Annotated in this window: 21 protein-coding genes; 5 read left to right on the top strand and 16 right to left on the bottom strand. The window is 68.5% G+C overall.

What is annotated here, in order from left to right:
* The first annotated feature begins 117 nt into the window (after window positions 1-117).
* Entirely contained in the window at window positions 118-1149 is a 1032-nt protein-coding gene (locus OHB23_RS06835; protein ID WP_328811172.1) for a sensor domain-containing diguanylate cyclase, read from the top strand.
* Here the strand turns inward: OHB23_RS06835 and OHB23_RS06830 are convergent.
* The 3 genes from OHB23_RS06830 to OHB23_RS06820 all read right to left on the bottom strand — a co-directional run bounded on the left by OHB23_RS06830 (window position 1075) and on the right by OHB23_RS06820 (window position 4964).
* Window positions 1075-3324: an EAL domain-containing protein gene (locus tag OHB23_RS06830; RefSeq protein ID WP_328811171.1), complete on the bottom strand. Its 2250-nt coding sequence runs from the start codon at window positions 3322-3324 to the stop codon at window positions 1075-1077. The two genes, OHB23_RS06835 and OHB23_RS06830, sit on opposite strands and share 75 nt — an antisense overlap.
* A 119-nt stretch (window positions 3325-3443) precedes the next feature.
* Window positions 3444-4478, bottom strand: coding sequence for a PHP domain-containing protein (locus tag OHB23_RS06825; RefSeq protein WP_328811170.1), 1035 nt, complete (start codon window positions 4476-4478; stop codon window positions 3444-3446).
* Window positions 4479-4598: 120 nt separating this feature from the next.
* Window positions 4599-4964: an STAS domain-containing protein gene (locus tag OHB23_RS06820; RefSeq protein WP_037186133.1), complete on the bottom strand. Its 366-nt coding sequence runs from the start codon at window positions 4962-4964 to the stop codon at window positions 4599-4601.
* Window positions 4965-5311: 347 nt separating this feature from the next.
* Here OHB23_RS06820 and OHB23_RS06815 point away from each other — a divergent pair, with 347 nt between their 5' ends.
* Genes OHB23_RS06815 through OHB23_RS06805 form a run of 3 tightly spaced genes read left to right on the top strand, consistent with a single transcriptional unit; the run spans window position 5312 to window position 7428 of the window.
* Window positions 5312-5743, top strand: coding sequence for an ATP-binding protein (locus OHB23_RS06815; RefSeq protein ID WP_027506316.1), 432 nt, complete (start codon window positions 5312-5314; stop codon window positions 5741-5743).
* Window positions 5740-6531, top strand: a complete 792-nt coding sequence (locus OHB23_RS06810) for a SigB/SigF/SigG family RNA polymerase sigma factor (protein ID WP_027506315.1) — start codon at window positions 5740-5742, stop codon at window positions 6529-6531. The genes OHB23_RS06815 and OHB23_RS06810 overlap by 4 nt, the downstream gene beginning before the upstream one ends.
* Before the next feature lie 30 nt (window positions 6532-6561).
* A complete protein-coding gene (locus OHB23_RS06805; RefSeq protein ID WP_204869114.1) occupies window positions 6562-7428 on the top strand; it encodes a PPK2 family polyphosphate kinase in 867 nt (288 codons plus the stop codon).
* A 72-nt stretch (window positions 7429-7500) separates the two neighbouring features.
* Here OHB23_RS06805 and OHB23_RS06800 read toward each other — a convergent pair whose 3' ends face one another.
* Together OHB23_RS06800 and OHB23_RS06795 are read right to left on the bottom strand one after the other, a co-directional pair.
* On the bottom strand, window positions 7501-8541 hold the full coding sequence (locus OHB23_RS06800) for an NAD(P)-dependent alcohol dehydrogenase (RefSeq protein ID WP_328811169.1): 1041 nt from the start codon (window positions 8539-8541) through the stop codon (window positions 7501-7503).
* Between the two features lie 64 nt (window positions 8542-8605).
* Window positions 8606-8866, bottom strand: coding sequence for a hypothetical protein (locus OHB23_RS06795; RefSeq protein ID WP_328811168.1), 261 nt, complete (start codon window positions 8864-8866; stop codon window positions 8606-8608).
* Window positions 8867-8970: 104 nt separating this feature from the next.
* Here OHB23_RS06795 and OHB23_RS06790 point away from each other — a divergent pair, with 104 nt between their 5' ends.
* Entirely contained in the window at window positions 8971-9798 is an 828-nt protein-coding gene (locus OHB23_RS06790) for a class I SAM-dependent methyltransferase (RefSeq protein WP_328811167.1), read from the top strand.
* On the opposite strand, the gene OHB23_RS06785 is transcribed toward OHB23_RS06790, so the two are convergent.
* The 11 genes from OHB23_RS06785 to aceA all read right to left on the bottom strand — a co-directional run bounded on the left by OHB23_RS06785 (window position 9771) and on the right by aceA (window position 20626).
* Window positions 9771-10352: a hypothetical protein gene (locus OHB23_RS06785; RefSeq protein WP_051613463.1), complete on the bottom strand. Its 582-nt coding sequence runs from the start codon at window positions 10350-10352 to the stop codon at window positions 9771-9773. The genes OHB23_RS06790 and OHB23_RS06785 overlap by 28 nt on opposite strands.
* Window positions 10353-10392: 40 nt before the next feature.
* Window positions 10393-11343, bottom strand: coding sequence for an MlaD family protein (locus tag OHB23_RS06780; RefSeq protein ID WP_037186130.1), 951 nt, complete (start codon window positions 11341-11343; stop codon window positions 10393-10395).
* Window positions 11340-12377, bottom strand: coding sequence for an MlaD family protein (locus OHB23_RS06775; RefSeq protein WP_328811166.1), 1038 nt, complete (start codon window positions 12375-12377; stop codon window positions 11340-11342). The genes OHB23_RS06780 and OHB23_RS06775 overlap by 4 nt, the downstream gene beginning before the upstream one ends.
* Window positions 12374-13438 (bottom strand): MCE family protein, encoded by a 1065-nt coding sequence (locus OHB23_RS06770; RefSeq protein ID WP_056441526.1) that lies wholly within the window; start codon window positions 13436-13438, stop codon window positions 12374-12376. Before OHB23_RS06770 ends, OHB23_RS06775 begins: the two co-directional genes overlap by 4 nt.
* Window position 13439: 1 nt before the next feature.
* Window positions 13440-14420, bottom strand: coding sequence for an MlaD family protein (locus tag OHB23_RS06765; protein WP_156380447.1), 981 nt, complete (start codon window positions 14418-14420; stop codon window positions 13440-13442).
* Window positions 14417-15442, bottom strand: a complete 1026-nt coding sequence (locus OHB23_RS06760; RefSeq protein ID WP_308123810.1) for an MlaD family protein — start codon at window positions 15440-15442, stop codon at window positions 14417-14419. Before OHB23_RS06760 ends, OHB23_RS06765 begins: the two co-directional genes overlap by 4 nt.
* Window positions 15439-16485, bottom strand: coding sequence for an MlaD family protein (locus OHB23_RS06755; protein ID WP_056441520.1), 1047 nt, complete (start codon window positions 16483-16485; stop codon window positions 15439-15441). The genes OHB23_RS06760 and OHB23_RS06755 overlap by 4 nt, the downstream gene beginning before the upstream one ends.
* Window positions 16486-16491: 6 nt before the next feature.
* Window positions 16492-17361: an MlaE family ABC transporter permease gene (locus tag OHB23_RS06750; protein ID WP_056441517.1), complete on the bottom strand. Its 870-nt coding sequence runs from the start codon at window positions 17359-17361 to the stop codon at window positions 16492-16494.
* Between the two features lie 4 nt (window positions 17362-17365).
* Complete coding sequence (locus OHB23_RS06745; protein ID WP_051613460.1) at window positions 17366-18169, bottom strand: MlaE family ABC transporter permease; 804 nt, start codon at window positions 18167-18169, stop codon at window positions 17366-17368.
* Window positions 18170-18300: 131 nt separating this feature from the next.
* Complete coding sequence (locus OHB23_RS06740) at window positions 18301-19185, bottom strand: 3-hydroxybutyryl-CoA dehydrogenase (RefSeq protein WP_222631992.1); 885 nt, start codon at window positions 19183-19185, stop codon at window positions 18301-18303.
* A gap of 151 nt (window positions 19186-19336) precedes the next feature.
* Entirely contained in the window at window positions 19337-20626 is a 1290-nt protein-coding gene (gene aceA, locus OHB23_RS06735) for an isocitrate lyase (protein ID WP_027506305.1), read from the bottom strand.
* Window positions 20627-20650 lie beyond the last annotated feature (24 nt).

Below are 20650 nucleotides of genomic sequence, written 5' to 3'. Positions count from 1 at the left end.
GTAGGTGCTCGCCCGCCGGGGGCTAGAATCGGTGCCGACAGACGACACTCGGTCCGGACTCACCGGCCACGCGGTTCCGGGGGTGCCGCGGTCGACCTTCCGCCCTCAGGACAGACCGTGACCGTTCCACCTCGTCCCCCCTCGATCGCACCGCCGCCCTCCGCGCTCTCCACCTTCGACGCCGCGGGCGCGGCCGTCGTCGCGTATCTCGACAGCATCCTTCCCGCGACGGCCTGGGCCGTCTCGCGCGTCGTCGACGACAAGCAGATCTTCCTGCGCACCAACACCAACGGCCTGGGGATCGACACCGGCCTCGTCGTGGGGTGGAACGAGTCGCTGTGCCATTCGATGACCGAGGGCGAGGTCCCGTCCGTCGTGGAGGACCTCGACGACGCGGGCATTCCGCGCATCGGCGTTCCCGGGCACGACCCGGTCCGGTCGTACATCGGTGTGCCCATCCGGCGGGCGGACGGCTCGCTGTTCGGCACGATGTGCGGTTTCGGCTCGCGGCCGATCAGCGGGCCGCTGCCCGCCGGCATGACCGCGCTGCTCGATCTTCTGTCCGGGCTGCTCACCACGGTGTTCGAGACCGACCACGCCCGCGCGGTCGCGGAGCGGTCCGCCGAACTGGCTCGGCGCGAGGCGGAGACCGACCCTCTCACCGGACTCTTCAACAGGCGGGGATGGAACCGGGTGCTCGAGCCCGAGGACGCGCGCTGGACTCGCTTCGCCGACCCCGGCGCCGTGGTGGTCGTCGACCTCGACGGGATGAAGCAGGTGAACGACCGGCACGGCCATGCCGCGGGAGATCGGGTGATCCGACGCGCCGCCGAACTGCTGCGGGCGTGGGCTCACGAGTCGGACGTCGTGGCCCGTCTCGGCGGCGACGAGTTCGGAGTCCTGGTGTTCGACCGCGACGCCACCGACGTCGACGGCATGCTCACGGCCCTGGAGTCCTCCGCCCACGCGGCGGACGTGCCGATGTCGGTCGGCTGGAGCACGGTCACCGAGGCCGGCAGCATCACCGCGTCGTGGTCGCTCGCGGACGAGAACATGTACGTGTCGAAGCGTCGGTCACCGAGCAGGTCCGGCATCGACATTCATCCGACCCCCGGACGCCACCAGGGCGGTCACGTCGCCCGGCGGTAGTGGTCGCGCCATCAGGTAGCCCTGGGCGTAGCCGCATCCGCACCGGACGAGGCTGTCGAGTTGGGCCGTGGTCTCCACACCCTCGCCCACCACGTCGAGACCGAACGCGTCGGCCACCGACACGACGGCGCGGATGACCGCCTCCGACTGCTCGGTCGGCAGGTCGGCGACGAACGATCGATCGATCTTGATGGCGTCGAGAATCGGGAAGCGCGTCAGGTAGTCCAGCGAGCTGTGGCCGACACCGAAGTCGTCCAGCAGGATCTTGATGCCCATCCGGTGCAGCTCGTCGAGGTTGTTCTTCACGGCGGACGTGTCCTCGAGCCACAGGGTCTCGGTGATCTCGATGCCCAGCAGATCCGGGGCGAGACCGGTCCGCTCGAGCGTGTCGGCGAGGGACGACGCGAACGTGCGCTGACGAAGCTGCAGCGGACTGACGTTGACGCGAAGTTCCACCGGATCACCAGTCTGCCAGCGCGCGGCCTCGGTGCACGCCCGGCGCAGCACCCAGCTGCCGAGCGGCCCGATCAGGCCCGCGCGTTCGGCGGCGGGAACGAACTCGTCGGGCCCGACGACGCCGAGACTCGACGTGGTCCACCGCGCGAGCGCCTCGACCCCGGTCATGCGTCCGGATCGGATGTCGAACACGGGTTGGTACGCCACGTCGAGGTCGTCGTTCTCGATCGCAGACCGGAGCTCCGAGGCGATGGTCAAGCGCCGCAACGCTTCTCCGCCCTGCACCTTGTCGTACAGCTCGTAGCTCCCCGGCCCCTCCTTCTTCGCGCCGCCCATGGCGACGTCCGCCTGGCGGACCATCTCCGCGGCGGTGTGCTCGCCGTACCCGACCGAGATGCCCATGCAGGCGGTGACGGTCGTCGTCCGGTTCCCGATGGTGAGCGGACGGCGGAACATAGCCAGCACACCCTGGGCGACGCCGATGGCGTCGAAGGTGCTGCGCAGGCCCGGGCACACGAGCAGGAACTCGTCGCCGCCGAAGCGGGCGACGGTGTCGGAGGGCCTGACGGTGCGGGTGAGCATCGGCGCCACCGCCGTGAGCACCGCGTCCCCCGCCCCGTGGCCGAAGCTGTCGTTGATGGTGCGGAAGTCGTGGAGGTCCACCAGGATCACCGCGGTGAGCGTGCCGTCCTCGCGCGAGACTCCGAGCGCGGAATCGATGCGTTGGTACGCGAGCGTGCGATTCGCCAACTGCGTCAGCGGGTCGTGCAGGCTGCGGTATCGCAGCTCGCGTTCGAGGTCGGACCGGCGCACGGCGGACGCCAGCACCGCGGCCACCGTGACGACGAAGGACAGCGTGTCGGCCGACGGCGTGTGCGGCTCGGTGCGATAGACGACGAGGACACCCCACGTGCCATCGCCCCCGCGGACGGGAGCCGCGATACCGCTGCGGAGGTCGTGGTCCTCCAGCAGGGTGACGTCGAAGCGGGTCTCGTCGCGGGTGTCCGCGCACACGATCACCTCCTCGCGCTCGAGCGCGTAGCCGGCCAGCGTCGCGGTGCCCGAGGGCAGGGTCTCCTCGTCCGGCGGCTCGAAGGTGGCCGCGTGGACGGCCAGGCGGTCCGCACCGCGTCGGCGGAACACCACGGCGTGCGTGGCACCGACAAGGTCCACGATGGACTGCAGAGCGGTGGCCACGAGGTCGTCGAAGGATCCGGTGAGCGCCGCACGGTTGAGCCCGGCGACGATGCGCTGCTCGCGCGCTCGGCGGCGGACGGCGGTGAGGGCGTCGACGAGCTCCTCCTCGCGCTCCTGCCGCTCGGAGCCGTCCACGAGTGTCGCGACCACGACCTCGTGGCCGTCGGTGGGCCCGAGTACCCAGGCGGACACCAGGATCGGTCGGGCCGGAGTTCCCACCGCGATCCGACCGGTCCAGGCTCCCGTGGCGTTCAGCTCGGCGAGAATGAGGTCGAGTGTCGAGGCGGCCGTGTCCGCGACGAGGTCTCGCGCGGACGGGTTCTCGTGGGCCGGGAACTCGAGGATGGTGCGGGCGGCGGCATTGGCGTACCGCACGGAGGTGTTGCGATCGAAGACCACGACGCCGTCCTGGGACGACTCGGAGATCGCCGTCAGCGCTGCCAGAACGGTGCGCCTGTCGCCGGCGTCGCCCGAGTCCGAACCACCAGAGTTCAGGCCACCCGAGTTCAGGCTTCCCGTCACCACGTCTCCGCCCCCAGACCCGTTTCCGCCCCCAGCAACACCTCGCGATTGTTCCACCTTCGACGCACTCTGCCCGTTCTTTGCCCGCTTTTCCTCTCGGGGACCGGTACCTGCCCGCGTCACGCTCCGTCCGACGACGCCCAGTCCAGCAACCGGTCGACCGGCCAGGTGGTGACGATACGGTCCGGCGGAACGCCCACCGCGGTGGCACGTGCACAACCGTGGCCGAGCCAGTCCAGTTGGCCGGGGGCGTGCGCGTCGGTGTCGATGCTGAACAGGCAGCCGATCTCCAGAGCGAGCTCCATCAACCGCTCCGGCGGGTCCCGGCGCTCGGGACGCGCGTTGATCTCCACCGCGGTCCCGTGGTCACGGCACGCCTCGAACACGGCACGGGCGTCGAACGTCGACTCGGGGCGGGTGCCGCGTCCGCCCTCGACGAGACGGCCGGTGCAGTGGCCGAGAACGTCGACCTGCGGGTTCGTCACCGCGGCGATCATGCGCGCCGTCATCGTGGCGCTGTCCGCGCGCAGGTGGGAGTGGACGCTCGCGACGACGATGTCGAGGTCGTCGAGCAGCTCCGGCTCCTGGTCCAGCGACCCGTCGTCGAGGATGTCGACCTCGATGCCGGTCAGCACCCGCATCGGCCGCCCGCCGTCGGTCTCGAACCGTCGCTGCACCTCGTCGATGACCTCGAGCTGGGCGCGAAGTCGGTCGGCGGAGAGCCCGTGGGCGACGGTCAGACGCGGTGAATGGTCGGTGAGCACCCAGTACTCGTGCCCGATCCTGCGCGCGGTCTCCGCCATCTCCTCGATCGGACTTCCCCCGTCCGACCAGTCGGAGTGCGTGTGCAGATCCCCGCGCAGAGCTGTTCGCAGTTCCTCGCCGCCGACACCGATGGGCTGTGCCTCGGCGCGCAGTTGCAGGAGGTACTCGGGAACCTCGCCGGCCGCGGCCGCCGCGGCGACCGCGGAGGTCTTCGGACCGATGCCGCGCAGGGTGGTCCAGCCGTCGGTGCGAGCGAGCTCGGCCACCCTGTCGGCGTCCAGTGCGGCCAGGACGTCGGCGGCGGTGCGGTAGGCCTTGACCCGGCGCGTCTCGGCCCGCGACCGCTCAAGCCAGAACGCCACCTCTCGCAGTGCGGCAACAGGTTCCATGCCGTCAGAGCCTACGGCCCCGGACATGACACTGCCCCTGCCACCGGGAACCGGCGACAGGGGCAGGGGGGAGCGACGACCCGGACGAACCGGATCACGCCGAGTTTCGGTGCAGCGTGGTCAGCGGACCACGCGTGCGGTGGGCTCCCACCGAGCGGCACCCATGACGCGGGTGACCGCGTCGCCGACCACGAGGGTCAGGTGGGAACCGTTCGCCGCGCTGCGGTCGTCGAGACCCGCCACGACGGAAAGTGCTGCGGTGCCGAAGAAGTCGACTCCGGACAAATCGAGCACGATGCTTCGTCCCGCCTCGACGTCGTTGCTCACGACGTCCGAGAAGGTGGACGAGTTGGACAGGTCCACACTGCCGGTGACGCGGTACGTGGTCTCCGAGTCGGTACGCACGACGGAGATGAGTCCGCCGAGCATGACGACGTCGTCGCCGAGAGTGGTGGTGGTGGATGCGTGTGAAGTCGAAACAGTCATGATTCTCCAAATGCCGATCTAGCTGGAGAAGCAGAGCAATGGTGCTGCAGGTGAAAGAACCCGTCCGCGACTGCAGAATGAGTGGCGGTTGGTGGAAAGGAGTCCGAGCGACCATCGACGGTGCTTCGTACGTCGGCTGCTGACTCAACCTGTCTCTGAACCTACGCTACCCGGAGCGGTCTGCCAACCACTTCGGTGAGGATCCTGGTGAACATCGAGCGACGCCGCGGGAGACGCCGCCGGTACGGTGCACGTTTTGCGACGACGGCCCCCGGGTAATCTCGACCGGTCGAACACGTACGAGGTTCGTCTGAACCGACACGCGACACGAAGAAGTGGGAGACCTCATGACACGGGCCATCACGACGGAGCCGAACACGGAGGGGGCCGACGCCACCATCGAGCTCGGTGTCCACGCCGACGCGAGCCAGCTGTCGGTCACTCGCGCCGTGGCCGCGACACTCGCCGCCCAGGACGACTTCGATCTGGACAGCATCGCCGACATCCGGCTCGCCATCGACGAGTCCTGCAGCCGCCTCATCGTGCGTGCCACCCCGGGTGCCCGCATGGTGTGCCGTTTCCTCACCGCGGACGACGCTCTCCACGTGTCGGTGACGACGACGACCGAGGCCGGCGCCGATCTGGACGCCAGCGGTTTCGGCTGGCACGTTCTCAACGCCCTGACCGACTCCGTGTCGACGTCGCAGTCCGAGGACGAGCGCGGTGTCGTCTCGACCACCATCGAGTTCACCAAGAGCAAGCACGGCTGGGACGAGTGACGACAAGCGAACGCAAGCCGAAGTCACGGCGCTCGGCGGACGAGTACGCCGACGTCGCCGAGCGCTTCACCCGCATCCGCACGCTGCCCGAGGGCGATCCCCTGCGAGGCAAGCTGCGCGACGAGCTGGTGACGCGGTGCCTGCCACTCGCCGAACACATCGCCCGCCGATTCGACGGCCGCGGTGAGGCGCACGACGATCTGGTGCAGGTCGCCCGCGTCGGGCTGGTCAACGCGGTCGATCGCTTCGACGTCGAACGCGGATCCGATTTCGTGTCCTTCGCGGTACCCACGATCATGGGCGAGGTACGCCGGCACTTCCGTGACGCGGGATGGGCCGTCCGCGTCCCTCGGCGCATGAAGGAACTGCACCTGCAGCTCTCCCGTGCCATCGCGGATCTGTCGCAGACGCAGGGGCGGTCACCGACCGTCTCCGAGTTGGCCGAGTATCTCGACCTGGACCGCGACGAGGTCGCGATGGGGCTCACCGCCGGCAACGCCTACCAGACACTCTCGGTCGACAGTGCTTCCAGCGGAAGCGATTCCGAGGGCCTGTCGTTGGCGGACACCCTCGGCGACTACGACAAGGAGATGGAGAACGTCGAGAACCACGAGGCTCTCCGTCCCCTGCTCGAGAAGCTCCCCGAGCGTGAGCGCAACGTGCTGCTGCTGCGCTTCTTCGGCAACATGACGCAGACGCAGATCGCCGAGAAGATGGGGATCTCGCAGATGCACGTCTCGCGTCTCCTCGCCCGGACACTCGCCCAACTCCGCGAGGAACTGCACTAGAGAAGCGGGGCGTACGCCTACGCTCGCGGGATGAGCAGCTCACCGTCGCCCGGCTTCACCACGAATCTGCCCGCGGCCCTGGCCGCGTCGGGCACGTCGTGGTCGACGGTGGACGCCGCGTCGACGCCCGGTTTCGATCGCGACAAGGACGCCGGCAAGGAGTTGATGTCGGCGCGCGGCAAGATCCTGTCGGAACTTCAGGAGCGTCTGTACGCCTGCGGCAAGAGCGGCGACCACCGGTCGGTCCTGCTCGTGCTGCAGGGGATGGACACCTCGGGCAAGGGCGGCATGGTCCGGCACGTGCTCGGCATGGTCGAGCCCCAGGGTGTCGATCACGCGACCTTCGGCACCCCGACGGAGGAGGAGCGGGCGCACCCGTTCCTGTGGCGCGTGGAGAAGAAGCTGCCGCGACCGGGCCAGATCGGGGTCTTCGATCGGTCCCACTACGAGGACGTCCTCATCGTCCGTGTGAACGAACTCGCTCCTCCCAGCGTGTGGCGCACGCGCTACGACGAGATCAACGACTTCGAGCGCCGCGTGGTCGAGAGCGGCACCACCATCGTCAAGGTGGCCATGGCGCTGTCGTGGGAGCAGCAGGGCAAGCGTCTCGCTCGTCGACTGCGCCGGCCGGACAAGTACTGGAAGTACGACCCGAGCGACATCGAGGCGCGCGAGAAGTGGGTCGCCTACCAGGAGGCGTACCAGGCGGTCCTGGATCGCACCGACACGGAGTGGGCGCCCTGGTACGTGGTGCCGTCCGATCACAAGTGGTACAGCCGCCTCGCCGTCACGGAGCTGCTGACGGGAGCACTGACGTCGTTGGACCTGCAGTGGCCGCCCGCGGACTTCGACGTGGAGCACGAGAAGCAGCGTCTGGCGTCCCTGCCGCGGCCGTGAACGCCGACGGGCGCCGACCGCGAGGTCGGCGCCCGAAGGTGGTGTTCGCAGCTGTGGCGCTGCGCCTGTGGATCAGAGGGTGGCGGTGTCGATCACGAAGCGGTAGCGCACGTCCGACTTGACGACGCGGTCGTACGCCTCGTTGATCTGGTCGCCGGAGATGACCTCGATCTCGGCGCCGATGTGGTGCTCGGCGCAGAAGTCCAGCATCTCCTGGGTCTCGGCGATGCCGCCGACCATGGAGCCCGCGAACGAACGACGGTTCGCCAGCAGGTTGAAGGCCGGGACCTCGAGGGGCTTCTCGGGAACGCCCAACTCGACGAGCGTGCCGTTGCGGGCGAGCAGGCCGAGGTAGTCGCCCATCGGCAGGTTCGCGGAGACGGTGTTGAGGATGAGGTCGAACTTGCCGCGCAGGTCCTTCAGCGCGGTGGTGTCCTTCGTGGCGTAGTACTCGTCGGCTCCGAGTCGCTTGCCGTCCTCCTCCTTGCTCAGCGTCTGGCTGAGCACGGTGACGTGAGCGCCGAGCGCGTGGGCGATCTTGACGCCGACGTGGCCCAGTCCGCCCATGCCGATGATGGCGACCTTCTTGTCGGGGCCCGCGCCCCAGTGCTTCAGCGGCGAGTAGAGGGTGATGCCGGCGCACAGCAGCGGCGCGGCGACGTCGAGCTCGACGCCCTCGGGGATGCCCAGCACGAACTTCTCGGTGACGACGATCTGCGTCGAGTAGCCACCGTGGGTGAACTCACCCTCGTAGGTCTTCGAGTTGTACGTCTGGACGACGCCCTTGGTGCAGTACTGCTCGTCGCCGTCCTTGCAGGCCTCACAGGTGCCGCAGGAGTCGACGAAGCAGCCGACGCCGACGCGATCGCCGACCTTGCGGCTGGTGACGTCGGAACCGACCTCGGCGACGATGCCGGCGATCTCGTGGCCGGGGACGACGGGGTACGTGGTGCCGCCCCACTCGTTGCGGGCGGTGTGGATGTCCGAGTGGCAGATACCGGCGAACCTGACGTCGATCAGGATGTCGTTCGGACCGAGCTCTCGTCGCTCGATGGTGGTCTTCTCGAGCGGTGCGTCGGGTGCGGTGGCGGCGTATGCGGTTGCTGTGGACATGTACACATGTCTACCCGTGCATCGTTGACTCGTAAACCATGTCCGGTTCGTCCCCGGCGACGGATCAGCGAGCGGTGGCCATCCGGTACCCGAGGAAGCCGAGGTACCCCGCGAGCGCGACGAGACCGACCTTGCGCGTGGCCGGGACGGCGATGGCGGTGCCGATCACGAACTCTGACGCACCGTTGCGGTAGGTCCACGTACGAGTGTCCTTCGGGAACGCCGGCTCGGTGATCGAGCGGAAGGCGTCGGGCGCCACGAAGTGCGCGGCACCTGTTGCAGCGAGACCGATTCCAGCGATGGTGGGCACCGTGATCGAAGCCATGACGTGACGTCCTCCCCTGTACGCGAACGGGTCCGACCGGACCCCGTCGGTCACAGTAGCAACGTCCGCACCGCCGTGGGCGTGGTCGCGCTAGCGTGGTCGGTATGGCCGAGACACCCGCGGTAGGGCGGACCCGAGAACTGCTCCGAACGGGTGTCGACGCGTCGTCGCCGATGCGCGGAGTGCTCGACGTCCGGGTGACGGACTCCACAGCGCGAGAGGCGTCCCCCGCCTCCGCATCGTCCGTCGCCGGGCGCCTGATGACCTTCTCCCCCCTCGCGGCCGTCTACGAACGCGCGTGGCGGCCTCTGTTCCGCCTGTGGATGGGCGCCGGCGGGCCCTCCGTGGAGGAACAGCGGGCCTACGCGGTGCGTGACCTCGGTCTCGTGTCCCCCGACGTGTCGGTCGTCCTGGACGTCGCGTGCGGACCCGGCAACTTCTCGCGATCGCTGGCCGAGGCCATGCTCACCGGAGCGCACGGTCGGCCTCTCGTCATCGGCCTGGACGCGTCGGAGCCGATGATCGCCCGCGCGTCGGCGGACACCGACGACGACGAGCACGTCGCCTACCTGCTCGGGGACGCGCGAGAGATCCCGTTCGAGGACGACGCCGTGGACGCGGTGTGCTGCTACGCCGCGCTGTACCTGGTGCCGGAGCCGTACCGGGTCCTCGACGAGATGATCCGGGTGCTGCGACCGGGCGGCCGCATCGCGCTCATGACGACGGTGCGGCGCGGCCCACAGCCGGTCGGGGCGGTCACCGCCGCGGCAGCGAGCACCGTGGGACTGGAGATGTTCCGACGCGACGACATCACCGACGTCCTGCGGGAACGCGGGGTCGAGCATGTGGAGCAGCGCATCCACGGCGCAGCCCAGTTCGTCACCGGGCGGCTGAGCCGCAGCGATCAGGACGTGCCGGTGTCGGCTCCGTAGTCCGAGACCAACCACTCGTCGCCGGTGTGCTCGACGGTCACCGTCAGAAGCGTCGGCACGGCACCGGGTTCGGGCTGCTGCAGGTTCTGCGTGGTCTGGGTCGCGAAGACCGACACCGTGTAGGTGTCGCCCTCCTGCGCCGTGACCGTCGCTGCGTTCACCCGACCCGACGCCACCACCTGCGAGTCGGTCATGATCTGCGTGAGCACCTCGCGCACACCGTCGAAGCGCTCACGCAGAGCGTCGGTGGTGCCCTCCTCGACGCCCCCGAAGAAGCCGTCGATGTCCGTGTGGTCGTAGGTCAACGACCGCTCCGTGTACGCCCGCGCCGTGTTCTCGGCGGTGGCGCGGTCGGCATCGGCTCCGCGTTCCGCGGCCAGGGCCGAGTGGGCGGACTGCCACTGCACTCCTGCCACCACGGCAGCGACGGTCGCGAGCACGGCGACCACGGTGGCGACGATCGCCACGAGGCGCGTCCGGGACGACACCGCGGGCACCGCCGTGTCCGGCGCCGCGTCGTCCTCGGTCGAGGTGGTGTCGAGTTCTGTTGTCATGATGGCCTTTTCGTCGTCCGTCTGATGCAGGAGGGGTACGTCAGTTGCCGGGCAGGGTCACGGCCACCCGAGCCGGTCCGCCGCGCGGGAAGACCTGCTCGAGCATCGTCACCAGGGCGCCGGCATCGACCCGGAGCGGGCGGATCGGCTGTGTGACCGGGCGCAGCACGGTGGCGATGAAGCCGAGGTCCGGCGACAACTGACTGAGGTACTCGTCGATCTTGGGCACCAACCGGGCCAGTTCGCCGTCCCACACGGTCTCGCCGACGTACGAGTAGTCCTGGTACGAACCGATCAGGTGGTCGAGACCTGCTCCGGAGGCGTTCAGTTCGGGAACCGCGTCCGCGAGCCGCGGGCCCAGCGCATCGGCGTACGCGTTCTCGCCGAGCACCTGCAGGTTGCGATACAGCCGCCGGATCTCGTCCTTCTTGTCGGCCAACGTGAGGGACAGCAGCCGCAACACCTCGACGACGTTGTCGATGTCCGACTCCCGGCCCCGCGTGGCGGTGTCGACCGTGTCGACGATGCCGCCCAGCGCATCGGTGTCGATCTCGCGCGTGAGTGCCTCGGCGACCGCGAGGGTGTCGCTGACGCTGGGAGCGACCGAGACGTCCGCCGCGTCCACCACGTCCCCGTCCGCCAGGTACGGCCCGGAGTCCGAGTGCGGACGGAAGTCGAGGAACTGTTCGCCCGCCGCGGAGAGATTCGAGACCCGCACCTCGGTGTCGACCGGAATCTTCTGCGCGGCATCCACTCTGACGACGGCACGGAGTCCACCGCCCTCGACGTCGATCCGCTCGACCCTGCCGATGGCGAATCCTCGCAACGTCACCTGAGAGGTGTCGATCAGGCCGCCGGACGTCGTGAGCGGCACGGTGATCTCGGCGTGGTCGCGTCGCGGATCGATGTCCAGGACGTTCAACGACAGGTATCCGACACCCAGCACGGCGACCGCCGCGAGCGCCGTGGCGGACAGGATCGAACCCCTCATCGCACGAATCCGATCGATCGCAGAACCTGAATCATCTCGTCGGCTCGATCGACGGGTGCTTCTCCCGCGGGCGTGTCGCCCGAGACGGAGGCGATGCGGACGTTCGGCGACGACGTGAAGAACGGCACCAGCTTCTCGCGCAGCAGGGCGTCCATGCGGGACGCCAGCATCGGCGCCGTCAGATCGGCCGTGGCGAGAGTGCGGATCATGGGTTGCAGAGTGGCGATCACGTCGTGCAGATCTCCCGCCACCGGGTTGATCACGGCACCGATGTTCCGCGACATGTACCCCAGATCGATCAGGGCGTCGACCACGACCAACAGGGCGTCCGCGAGTCCCGCGACACGTTCCGGACCACTCGTCAGGATGGTGTCGAGCGTGTCCGTCTTCTCGGCGAACGACCGGGTCACCGCCTCGGCGCCGCCCAGGATGCGGTCGAGCTCCGTCGTGTTGGTCGCCAGGTCCCGCAACGCCTCTCGGGCCTTGTCGTTGATGAGGTCGACCGTCGCCGGATCCGGCGGGATCGCCCGGTTGAACCGATCGATGGACCGCTGGAAGTCGACGATGTGCCCGCCGGCCACCACCTCGGAGAGCCCGCGCAGCACGTCTTCGACGTTGTCCGCCGGCGTCGTCCGCTCGAGCGGGATGACGTCGCCGTCCTGCAGGGTGGCACCCGAGGTGTCGGATCCGTCCTCCGGACGCTGCAACGCGACGTAGATCTCGCCCAGGATCGTGCCCTGGCGCAGTTCCGCTCGCGTGAGCGCCGGCAGTGCGACGGTGCGATCGACGTTCACGGCGGCGACGGCGGTCGAGCCGGTGAGGGTGACCGACTCCAGGAGCCCGACGTCCACACCGTCGAGGACCACCTTGGCCCTCGCCGGCAGATTCAGCACACTCGAGAACTCGATGTCGACCCGGTAGGTCGGGCCCGGAACGTAACTGCCCGGCACGGGCAGGTCGGCGATCGAGGCACCGCAGCCCGACGCCGTCACGGCCGCTGCCGCCACGGTCAGCGCCGCCAGGAGCCGCTTCACCGGGACCCTGCCGATCCGAGCACGAGCGGGACCAGATCGACGTTCACGGTGGACCCACCCGCGACGGGCACCGCGAACTGCGGAGGTGCGAACGTCAGCCGGGCGGCCTGCGTGTCCGGATCCTGGAGGGAGGCGAGCTGTTCCGTCTGCTTCGGCACCCGCGACAGGATGCTCGCGATGTCGCCGACTCTGCTGACGATGATCGCCACGATCGGGACGACGACGTCGAGCACGCGGTAGAGCGTGGGTGCGAACTTCGGCAGCGTCTTCTCGAGGACGGGGAGAAACTCGACCGTCAGGTCGATCGCCTGGGCGAACCGCTCCGAGAAGTCGCCCGCGGCCCCGAGCCCCTGCTTCAGGTTCTCGATCAGCAGGGTGATGTCCGGCCACCGGTCCACCAGGGTCGCCGTCAGCGTGTCGACGTTGTCGACCATGCGGCGCACCTGGGTGTCCTTGTTCGCCGGATTGCCGACCAGATCGGAGACCTGGGACAGCGCGGTCCCGAGTTGCTCCCCGCTGCCGTCGAGTGCGGTGTCGAGCGAGCGCAGGGTGTCGCCGAGAATCTCCTCGTCCGGCGGCCGCGGGTTGTCCGGATCGGTCGTCGACGTCGTTCCGAGAAGCTCCGCGCCGAGCTTGTTCACCGCCTCGAGGGTGTCGCTGATCCCGATGGGGGTGCGGGTGCGCTCGAGCGGGATGCACTCGTCGCGATCGAGGGGCACGCCGTCGCGATACGGCGTGGTCAGTTCGAGCCGGCGATCGGTGACGATGGAGTCCGACATCGTCACCGCACCCACGTCGGCCGGCAACGTGAGCGAGTCCTCGACGGACATCGTGACCCGGACGTGGTCGCCGCGAGGCTCGATGCCGGTCACCTCGCCCACGGGGATGCCGAGGAGCGTGACGTCGTTCCCCTCGTAGAGACCGACCGAATCGGTCATCTCGGCGCACAGATCCGAGCGCGGGGTCCCGACGAGCTGGGCTGCGGACGACGCCGCGGTCCCGGCGCCGACCAGGACGACGGCGGCGACGGCCACTGCCACCACCTTGCTGCGAGCGGCCACGTCAGCACACCTTTCCGGGAACCGGGACACACAGCGTCGATCCGGTGACGACGGCGGCACTGCGGTCGATGACGGGCCCGGCGCCGGTGTCGAGAAGGCCGGCCATGGACTCGGAGAACTCGCGGCCCGCGGAGATCGCGTCGTCGATGGACCCCGTGCGCTCCTTCAGCGACGCCACGAGATTCTCGACCTCGTCGATCGTGGGGCCGAGCCCCTCGTCGAGCGCCATGATCGGTCGGTGCAGGAGCGAGAACAGCCGGTAGAGCTTGTCGGCGGCCGCGGCGACGTCGGCGCGCTTCGCGCCCAGCTTGGAGGTGATGATGCCGATCTGCTTCAGCAGCCCCAGCAGGATCTCGCGATCGGTCGCCAGTTCGCCGATGTACTCGTCGGCCACGTCGAGGCTCCGGTCGAGATCGTCCTGGCGATCGGCGATCGCACCGGTCATGGACGTCAGGGTCGTGGTGATGTCACGGATCGACTCCGGCTGAGCCTGCACGGCCCGATCGATCTCGGCGATGTTCTGCCGCAACGACGTTCCGTCCAGATCGCGGAGGATCGGCGTCGCCGCCTCGACCGTGTCGGACAGCGAAAACGGCACGCGGGTGTGCTCGAGCGGGATCTCCCCGTCCTGCAGCTCTCCGGTACCGCCGGGAGTCAGCGAGAAGTAGTGGCCCCCCACCGGCGTCAGCAGGCGCACCCCGAGCGACGTCGCGTCGCCCAGTTCGACGTTCTCGTCCACCTCGAAGGCCACCTGGACGTGGTCGCCGTCCAGCTTCATCGACGTCACCGATCCCACCGAGATACCGGCGATGCGGACGTCGTCCCCGGCGTGCGCTCCGCCGGTCGTCTCGAATGCAGCTGTGTACGTGCGATGCCCGATGGGAAGCGAGTACACGACGACGGCGGCCACCACGGCGACGACGAGCGCGAGCACACCCACGATTCCCCAGACGGTCTGGCTTCCCTGACGCACGGAGCTCATCGGCAGACCACCAGGCGCTGGGTTCCGAGCACGACCGAGCCGATGCCGGGAATCTCTGTGTCGCCGGCCGAGCACGCGGAGACCTGCCCCTCGGGGGCGTTGCGCACCGTCTGGTCGACACCGCGCAGCAGACTGGGCACCATCGCGAGCAGGTCCACCAGTTGCTGAGCTCCCGGCACGAGCCGCTTGAACGCCGAATCCACCGGGCCGTACTCGGAGTCGTAGGTGTCGCGCAACTGCTCCCCGATCGAGATGAACGGTCCCTGACCGGAATTGATGTCGTCGACGGACGAGAGCAGGGTGTCGGCCCTGTCGGCGAACGTCGACACCACGCGGTCGAGTTCGGCGAACAGTCGACCCAGTTGCTCCGAGCGCTCGGCCACCACACCGGAGATGGCGCCCAGGTTGCGGATGAGGAGCACGATGAGGTCCTCGCGCTGCGAGGCATAGGTGGTCAGCCCGTCCAGGTCACGCAGGACCGGCCCGAGGCCCGACCCGTCGCCCTGCACGAGATCGAGCACGTTCTGCGCGAACCGGTTCACCTGGTCGGTGTCGATGGTCTCGAAGATGGGCTGGAACCCGTCGAAGAGCGTCGTGATGTCGAACGACGGCACGGTCATGTCGTCCGCCAGCGAGGACCCCGGTGCCAACTCGGATCCCGAGTCGTCGGTGCTGATGAGCTCGAGATACCGCTGACCCAACAGGTTCTGGTAGCGCACAGCAGCTTTCGTGGTCGTGAGCACCGGCCGGTCGGAGTCGACCTCGAAGGACACCCTGGCCCGGTTCCCGTCGAGTTCGATGTCGTTCACCGACCCCACGAGCACGCCCGAGAGGCGGACGTCGTCACCGGCGTAGAGACCGGAGACATCGTCGAAACGCGCGTCGAACGTCGACCGGTCGTCGCCGCCGCCGTTGCGCAGCGCGCCGCCCACGAGGACGAGACACAACACGGCCACGAGCGCGAACGCACCGAGCTTCACCAGGGTCGCCACCGGCGTCCCCACCACCGACGAGCGCGTCACAGCACACCGCCCAGTCGCGCCGCGAAGGCTTCCGCCGGACCGGCCATGGCGGGCATGTTCTTCACGATCACCTGAAGTTGCAGCTGGGTCCGGCCGTCGACGTTCGGGAAAGCGTCCTCGACGCCGGAGATCACGTCGGGCACACGCTGGTATGCCGGCGCGAGCGTTCCCGCCGAGAGCGCCACCGGCAGCAACACGTCCAGCAGGGTGTCGAGCAGCGGGCGGAGGTACGGACCGTTGTCGCGCAACAGATCTCCCAGTGGGATCGAGAGGCCGGATCCGAGTCCGGACATGGCCTTGATCGCCCGCGCACTGTTCTCCGGATTCTCGAAGTACTCACTGCTGGTGACGACCTGGTCGATCACGTCGGTGACCGGTCCGATGGAGGCGCCCAGCCCGTCCGCCAACTCACCACCGCGGTGCAGCTTCCAGGCGAGCGGCGCACGCTGGGTCTCGGCCATCATCTGCGCGGTGTCGAAGAAGGGCTTCAGGCTGTCGCCGAACTCCGACGACACGCGGGACGCCAGGTCGAGCACCCGCTCGGTGTTGTCCGCGTCCAGCACGTCGGTCAGATCGGCGAGTCGGCGGAAGACGCCGGTGACCGTCGCCGTCTCGGTGTCGTCGCCCAGCGCCAGGACGGTGTCCTCGCGCAGCGGGGATCCCTCTCCCTCCGAGTACAATTCGATGACCGTCGCTCCGAAGACCGTCGCGGAGGAGAACCGCGCGGTGACGTCGTCGGTCAGGACCGAGGCGACGGCCGGCTCGATGTGGGCGTGCACTCGCTGCGATCCGAACCCGAGCGGCTCGATCTCGTCGACACGGCCTATGGGGAGTCCGCGGTACTTGATGTCCGACCCGACCGCGAGGCCGTCACCGACGGCGGTGCTGTCGATCGTGAGATCGAAACGGGACTCGAAGTCACCGGTGGCGTACTTGCCGAGCACCACGCCGAGGACCACGAGCACGACGGCCACCACGAGGCCACGTACCCGGAGCGAGCGAGGGCCCGCGGATCTGCGGGACAGATCGTCGAAGACTGCCATGATCCCCTACCCCGAGATCCTGATGCCGACGTCGACTCCCCAGATGACCACGGTGAGGATCATGTCGAGGACGACGATGACGATGAGCGACGCGCGGATCGCGCGGCCCGACGCACGGCCGACACCCTCGGGTCCGCCCGTCGCGTAGTAGCCCTGGTAGCCGTGGATCATGATGACGGCGCCGACGAAGATGGTGGCCTTGAGCAGCGAGTACAGCAGATCCGACGGCTGCAGGAACGCCGAGAAGTAGTGGTCGTACGTCCCCGACGACTGATCGCCGAACGCGGCGACGATGAACGCACACGAGACGTAGCTCAGGATCAGCGTGAGCAGGTACAGCGGGATGATCGTGACCACGCCGGCGATGACGCGCGTGGTGACGACGAACGGGATCGAGCGGATCCCCACCACCTCGAGCGCGTCGATCTCCTCGGAGATGCGCATCGCACCGATCTCCGCCGTCATGCGGCATCCCGCCTGGGAGGCGAACCCGATCGCGGCGATCATCGGGGCGAGTTCCCGCGTGCTGGCGTAGGCCGAGATGAAGCCCGTGAGAGGACCCATGCCGACGAGATTCAGGGCGTTGTAACCCTCGATCCCGATGGACGACCCCACGGCCACGCCGAGGATGACCAGCACCGAGACGGTACCGCCGCCGACCACGAGATTACCGCTGCCCCAGGTGATGTCGGTGAGCACGATCATGGTCTGGCGCCGGTAGGCACGCAGGGTGTGCGGGATCGCGACGAGCACCTGCCACACGAAGGTGAGCTGATGCCCGAGGTGCTCGACCAGCCCGAGCGGTACGCGAGCGATGCGCTTGCCGCCGCGGACGAGCGGCGCGGTGCCGGGCGGGGTGTAGCGGGCGACGGTCATGGCGTCACCCGAGCCGCTGCGGAAGGAACATCGACACCAACTGGGTGGCGAGGACGTTGACGATGAAGGCCGACAGCACACCGACGACGACCGAGGCGTTCACCGCGTTCGCGACACCGCGAGGGCCCGACGTGGCCTCGAATCCGCGCTGGCACGCGACGAGAACCACGATGATGCCGAAGATCTCGGCCTTCACCATCGCGACGACCAGATCGGTGGTCGAGGCGAAGGACGCGAAGGAGGACAGGTAGCTGCCCGGCGTACCGCCCTGGAACCCGACGTTGACGACGTACCCGGACACCAGACCCATGAAGATGACCAGCGAGCACAGCAGCGGTGCGACGACGAGCATGGCGGCGAGCCGGGGGGTCGCGAGCCGACGCACCGGGTCGATGCCCATGACGCGCATCGCGTCGATCTCCTCGCGCACCGTGCGGGCACCGAGATCGGCCGCGATCGCGGATCCTGCTGCGCCGCCCAGCAACAGCGCGGTCACGATGGGCGCTCCCTGGCGGATGACTCCGAGGCCGCCCGCGGCGCCCGCGATGGACGTGGCACCGATCTGGTTGGTCAGGCTGCCCACCTGGACCGAGACGATGACACCGAACGGCACCGAGACGAGCACGGCGGGAAGCACGGTGACCGTGACCATGAACCACGCCTGGTCGAGGAACTCGCGCCAGGCGAAGCGCAAGCCGACCAGGTCCCGCACCAGGTGACCGAACGCAGCGACCACGAGGTCGGCGAAACGACCCAGCGTGCGGGTGCCCGTGGTGACGCGGGAGACGAGCGGCATGCTGCGCGCCATGTCGATCCCCCCGTACGTCTCGAGTCAGTCGGACGCAGGTGGTGCGCCGCGCTGAAAACTAGCGCGGCAGAACGGGGATCGAGTCGGTTTCTCGGGAGTTCAGTGACGCCTGACAAACATCGGGCCCCGGACTAGGTCGCGATGCGACCGTTGACGTACTCGTAGAACCCGGCACTGGTCTTCTTGCCCAGCAGGCCGGCCTCGACCATGCGGAGCAGGAGAGGCGGCGGCGCGTACAGCGGTTCCTTGTACTCGGCGTACATCGAGTCGGCGATCGACTTCACGGTGTCGAGCCCGATGAGGTCCGACAGTGCGAGCGGGCCCATGGGATGCGCGAGGCCCAGCACCGTGGCCTTGTCGATGTCGTCGCGCGTGGCGAAGCCCGACTCGACCATGCGGATCGCCGAGAGGAGGTACGGCACCAGCAGAGCGTTGACGACGAAGCCGGACCTGTCCGCCGCGCGGACGACCTGCTTGCCGAGGACGTCGGCCGCGAAACGTTCCGCGCGTGCCAGGACGGCATCGGACGTCTTCAGCGACGAGATGAGTTCCACGAGAGGAAGAACCGGCACCGGGTTGAAGAAGTGCATGCCGATGACCCGCTCGGGGCGGGTCGTGGCCACGCCGAGCTTCATGATCGGGATCGACGAGGTGTTGGAGGCGAGCACCGCGTCGGGATCCGTGACCACTCTGTCGAGCTCGACGAAGAGAGCCGTCTTGATCCCCTCGTCCTCGAGCACGGCCTCGACGACGATCTCGCGATCGGCGAAGTCGGACAGCTCGGACGTGAAGGTCAACCGTGCGGCGGCCTGCTCACGTTCGCGCTCGGTGATCTTGCCGCTGCTGACGCCGCGGTCGAGCGACTTCAGGATGCGCGCCTTGCCCGCGGCAGCCAGTTCGCGTGTCTGCTCGAACACGATCACGTCGACGTGGGCGCGTGCGCACACCTCGGCGATTCCGGCCCCCATCTGTCCGGCGCCGACGATCCCGACGCGCTCGATCTTCTCGCTGCTCACGTTTCTCCTTCACGATTCACGATTCCCCGCGCGAAGGCGAGGCGGGGGTAACTCTGCTGGGGGACGGGCGAACCCACCGAGTACGAGACAGGCGGCCCGCAACGAAAGCTGCGAGCCGCCTGACTAGTGCGCAGAAAGCGCCGAGTGGGGGTTAATGAAACTGGCCCTCTTCGGTCGAGCCCTTCAGGGCTGCGGTCGACGTGTTGGGGTCGACGGTGGTGGCGATGCGGTCGAAGTAGCCGGCGCCGACCTCACGCTGGTGCTTGATGGCGGTGAAGCCACGCTCCTCGGCCGCCTTGAACTCGCGCTCCTGCAGGTCGACGAACGCCGTCATGCCCTCGCGGGCGTAGCCGTGCGCCAGATCGAACATGCCGTAGTTGAGCGAGTGGAAGCCGGCGAGGGTGATGAACTGGAACTTGAAGCCCATCGCGCCGAGCTCCTTCTGGAACTTCGCGATGGTCGCGTCGTCCAGGTGCGCCTTCCAGTTGAAGGAGGGCGAGCAGTTGTAGGCGAGCAGCTGGTCGGGGAACTCGCTGCGGACCGACTCGGAGAACTTCTTGGCGACCTCGAGATCCGGCACGCCGGTCTCCATCCAGATGAGGTCGGCGTACGGGGCGTAGGCCTTCGCACGGGCGATGCAGGGCTCGATGCCGTTCTTCACGCCGAAGAAGCCCTCGGCGGTGCGGGTTCCGTCCAGGAACTCCTGGTCGCGCTCGTCGACGTCCGAGGTGATCAGCGTGGCTGCCTCGGCGTCGGTGCGGGCGATGATGACGGACGGCACGTCGGCCACGTCCGACGCGAGACGCGCGGAGGTCAGGGTGCGGATGTGCTGCTGGGTGGGGATGAGCACCTTGCCACCGAGGTGGCCGCACTTCTTCTCCGAGGCGAGCTGGTCCTCCCAGTGCACGCCTGCGGCGCCGGCCGCGATCATGGCCTTCTGCAGCTCGTAGGCGTTGAGCGCGCCACCGAAGCCGGCCTCGGCGTCCGCGACGACGGGCGCGAGCCAGTTCTTCACGGACGAGTCACCCTCGACCTTGGCGATCTCGTCGGCGCGCAGAAGAGCGTTGTTGATGCGACGCACGACGCTCGGAACCGAGTTGGCCGGGTAGAGGCTCTGGTCCGGGTAGGTGTGGCCGGAGAGGTTGGCATCACCGGCGACCTGCCAGCCGGAGAGGTAGATGGCCTGGAGGCCGGCGCGCACCTGCTGCACGGCCTGGTTGCCGGTGAGGGCGCCCAGCGAGTTGATGTAGTCCTCGTTGTTCACGAGATCCCAGAGGATCTCCGAGCCGCGACGCGCGAGCGTGGCTTCCTCCACGACGCTGCCCTGCAGGTCGGACACCTGCTGTGCGGTGAAGTTGCGGGTGACGCCCTTCCAGCGGGGATTGGTGTCCCAGTCCTTCTGGATCTCTTCCGTGGTCTTCGGTGTGCCGGTGGTCGACATCGAAAAGCTCCGTCTCTGTTGCGT

Origin of the sequence: Rhodococcus sp. NBC_00294 (assembly GCF_036163995.1) — a bacterium.
Taxonomy (GTDB): domain Bacteria; phylum Actinomycetota; class Actinomycetes; order Mycobacteriales; family Mycobacteriaceae; genus Rhodococcoides.
The sequence above is the reverse complement of the archived record's forward strand: the minus strand, read 5'-3'. Positions and strand labels throughout refer to the sequence as shown.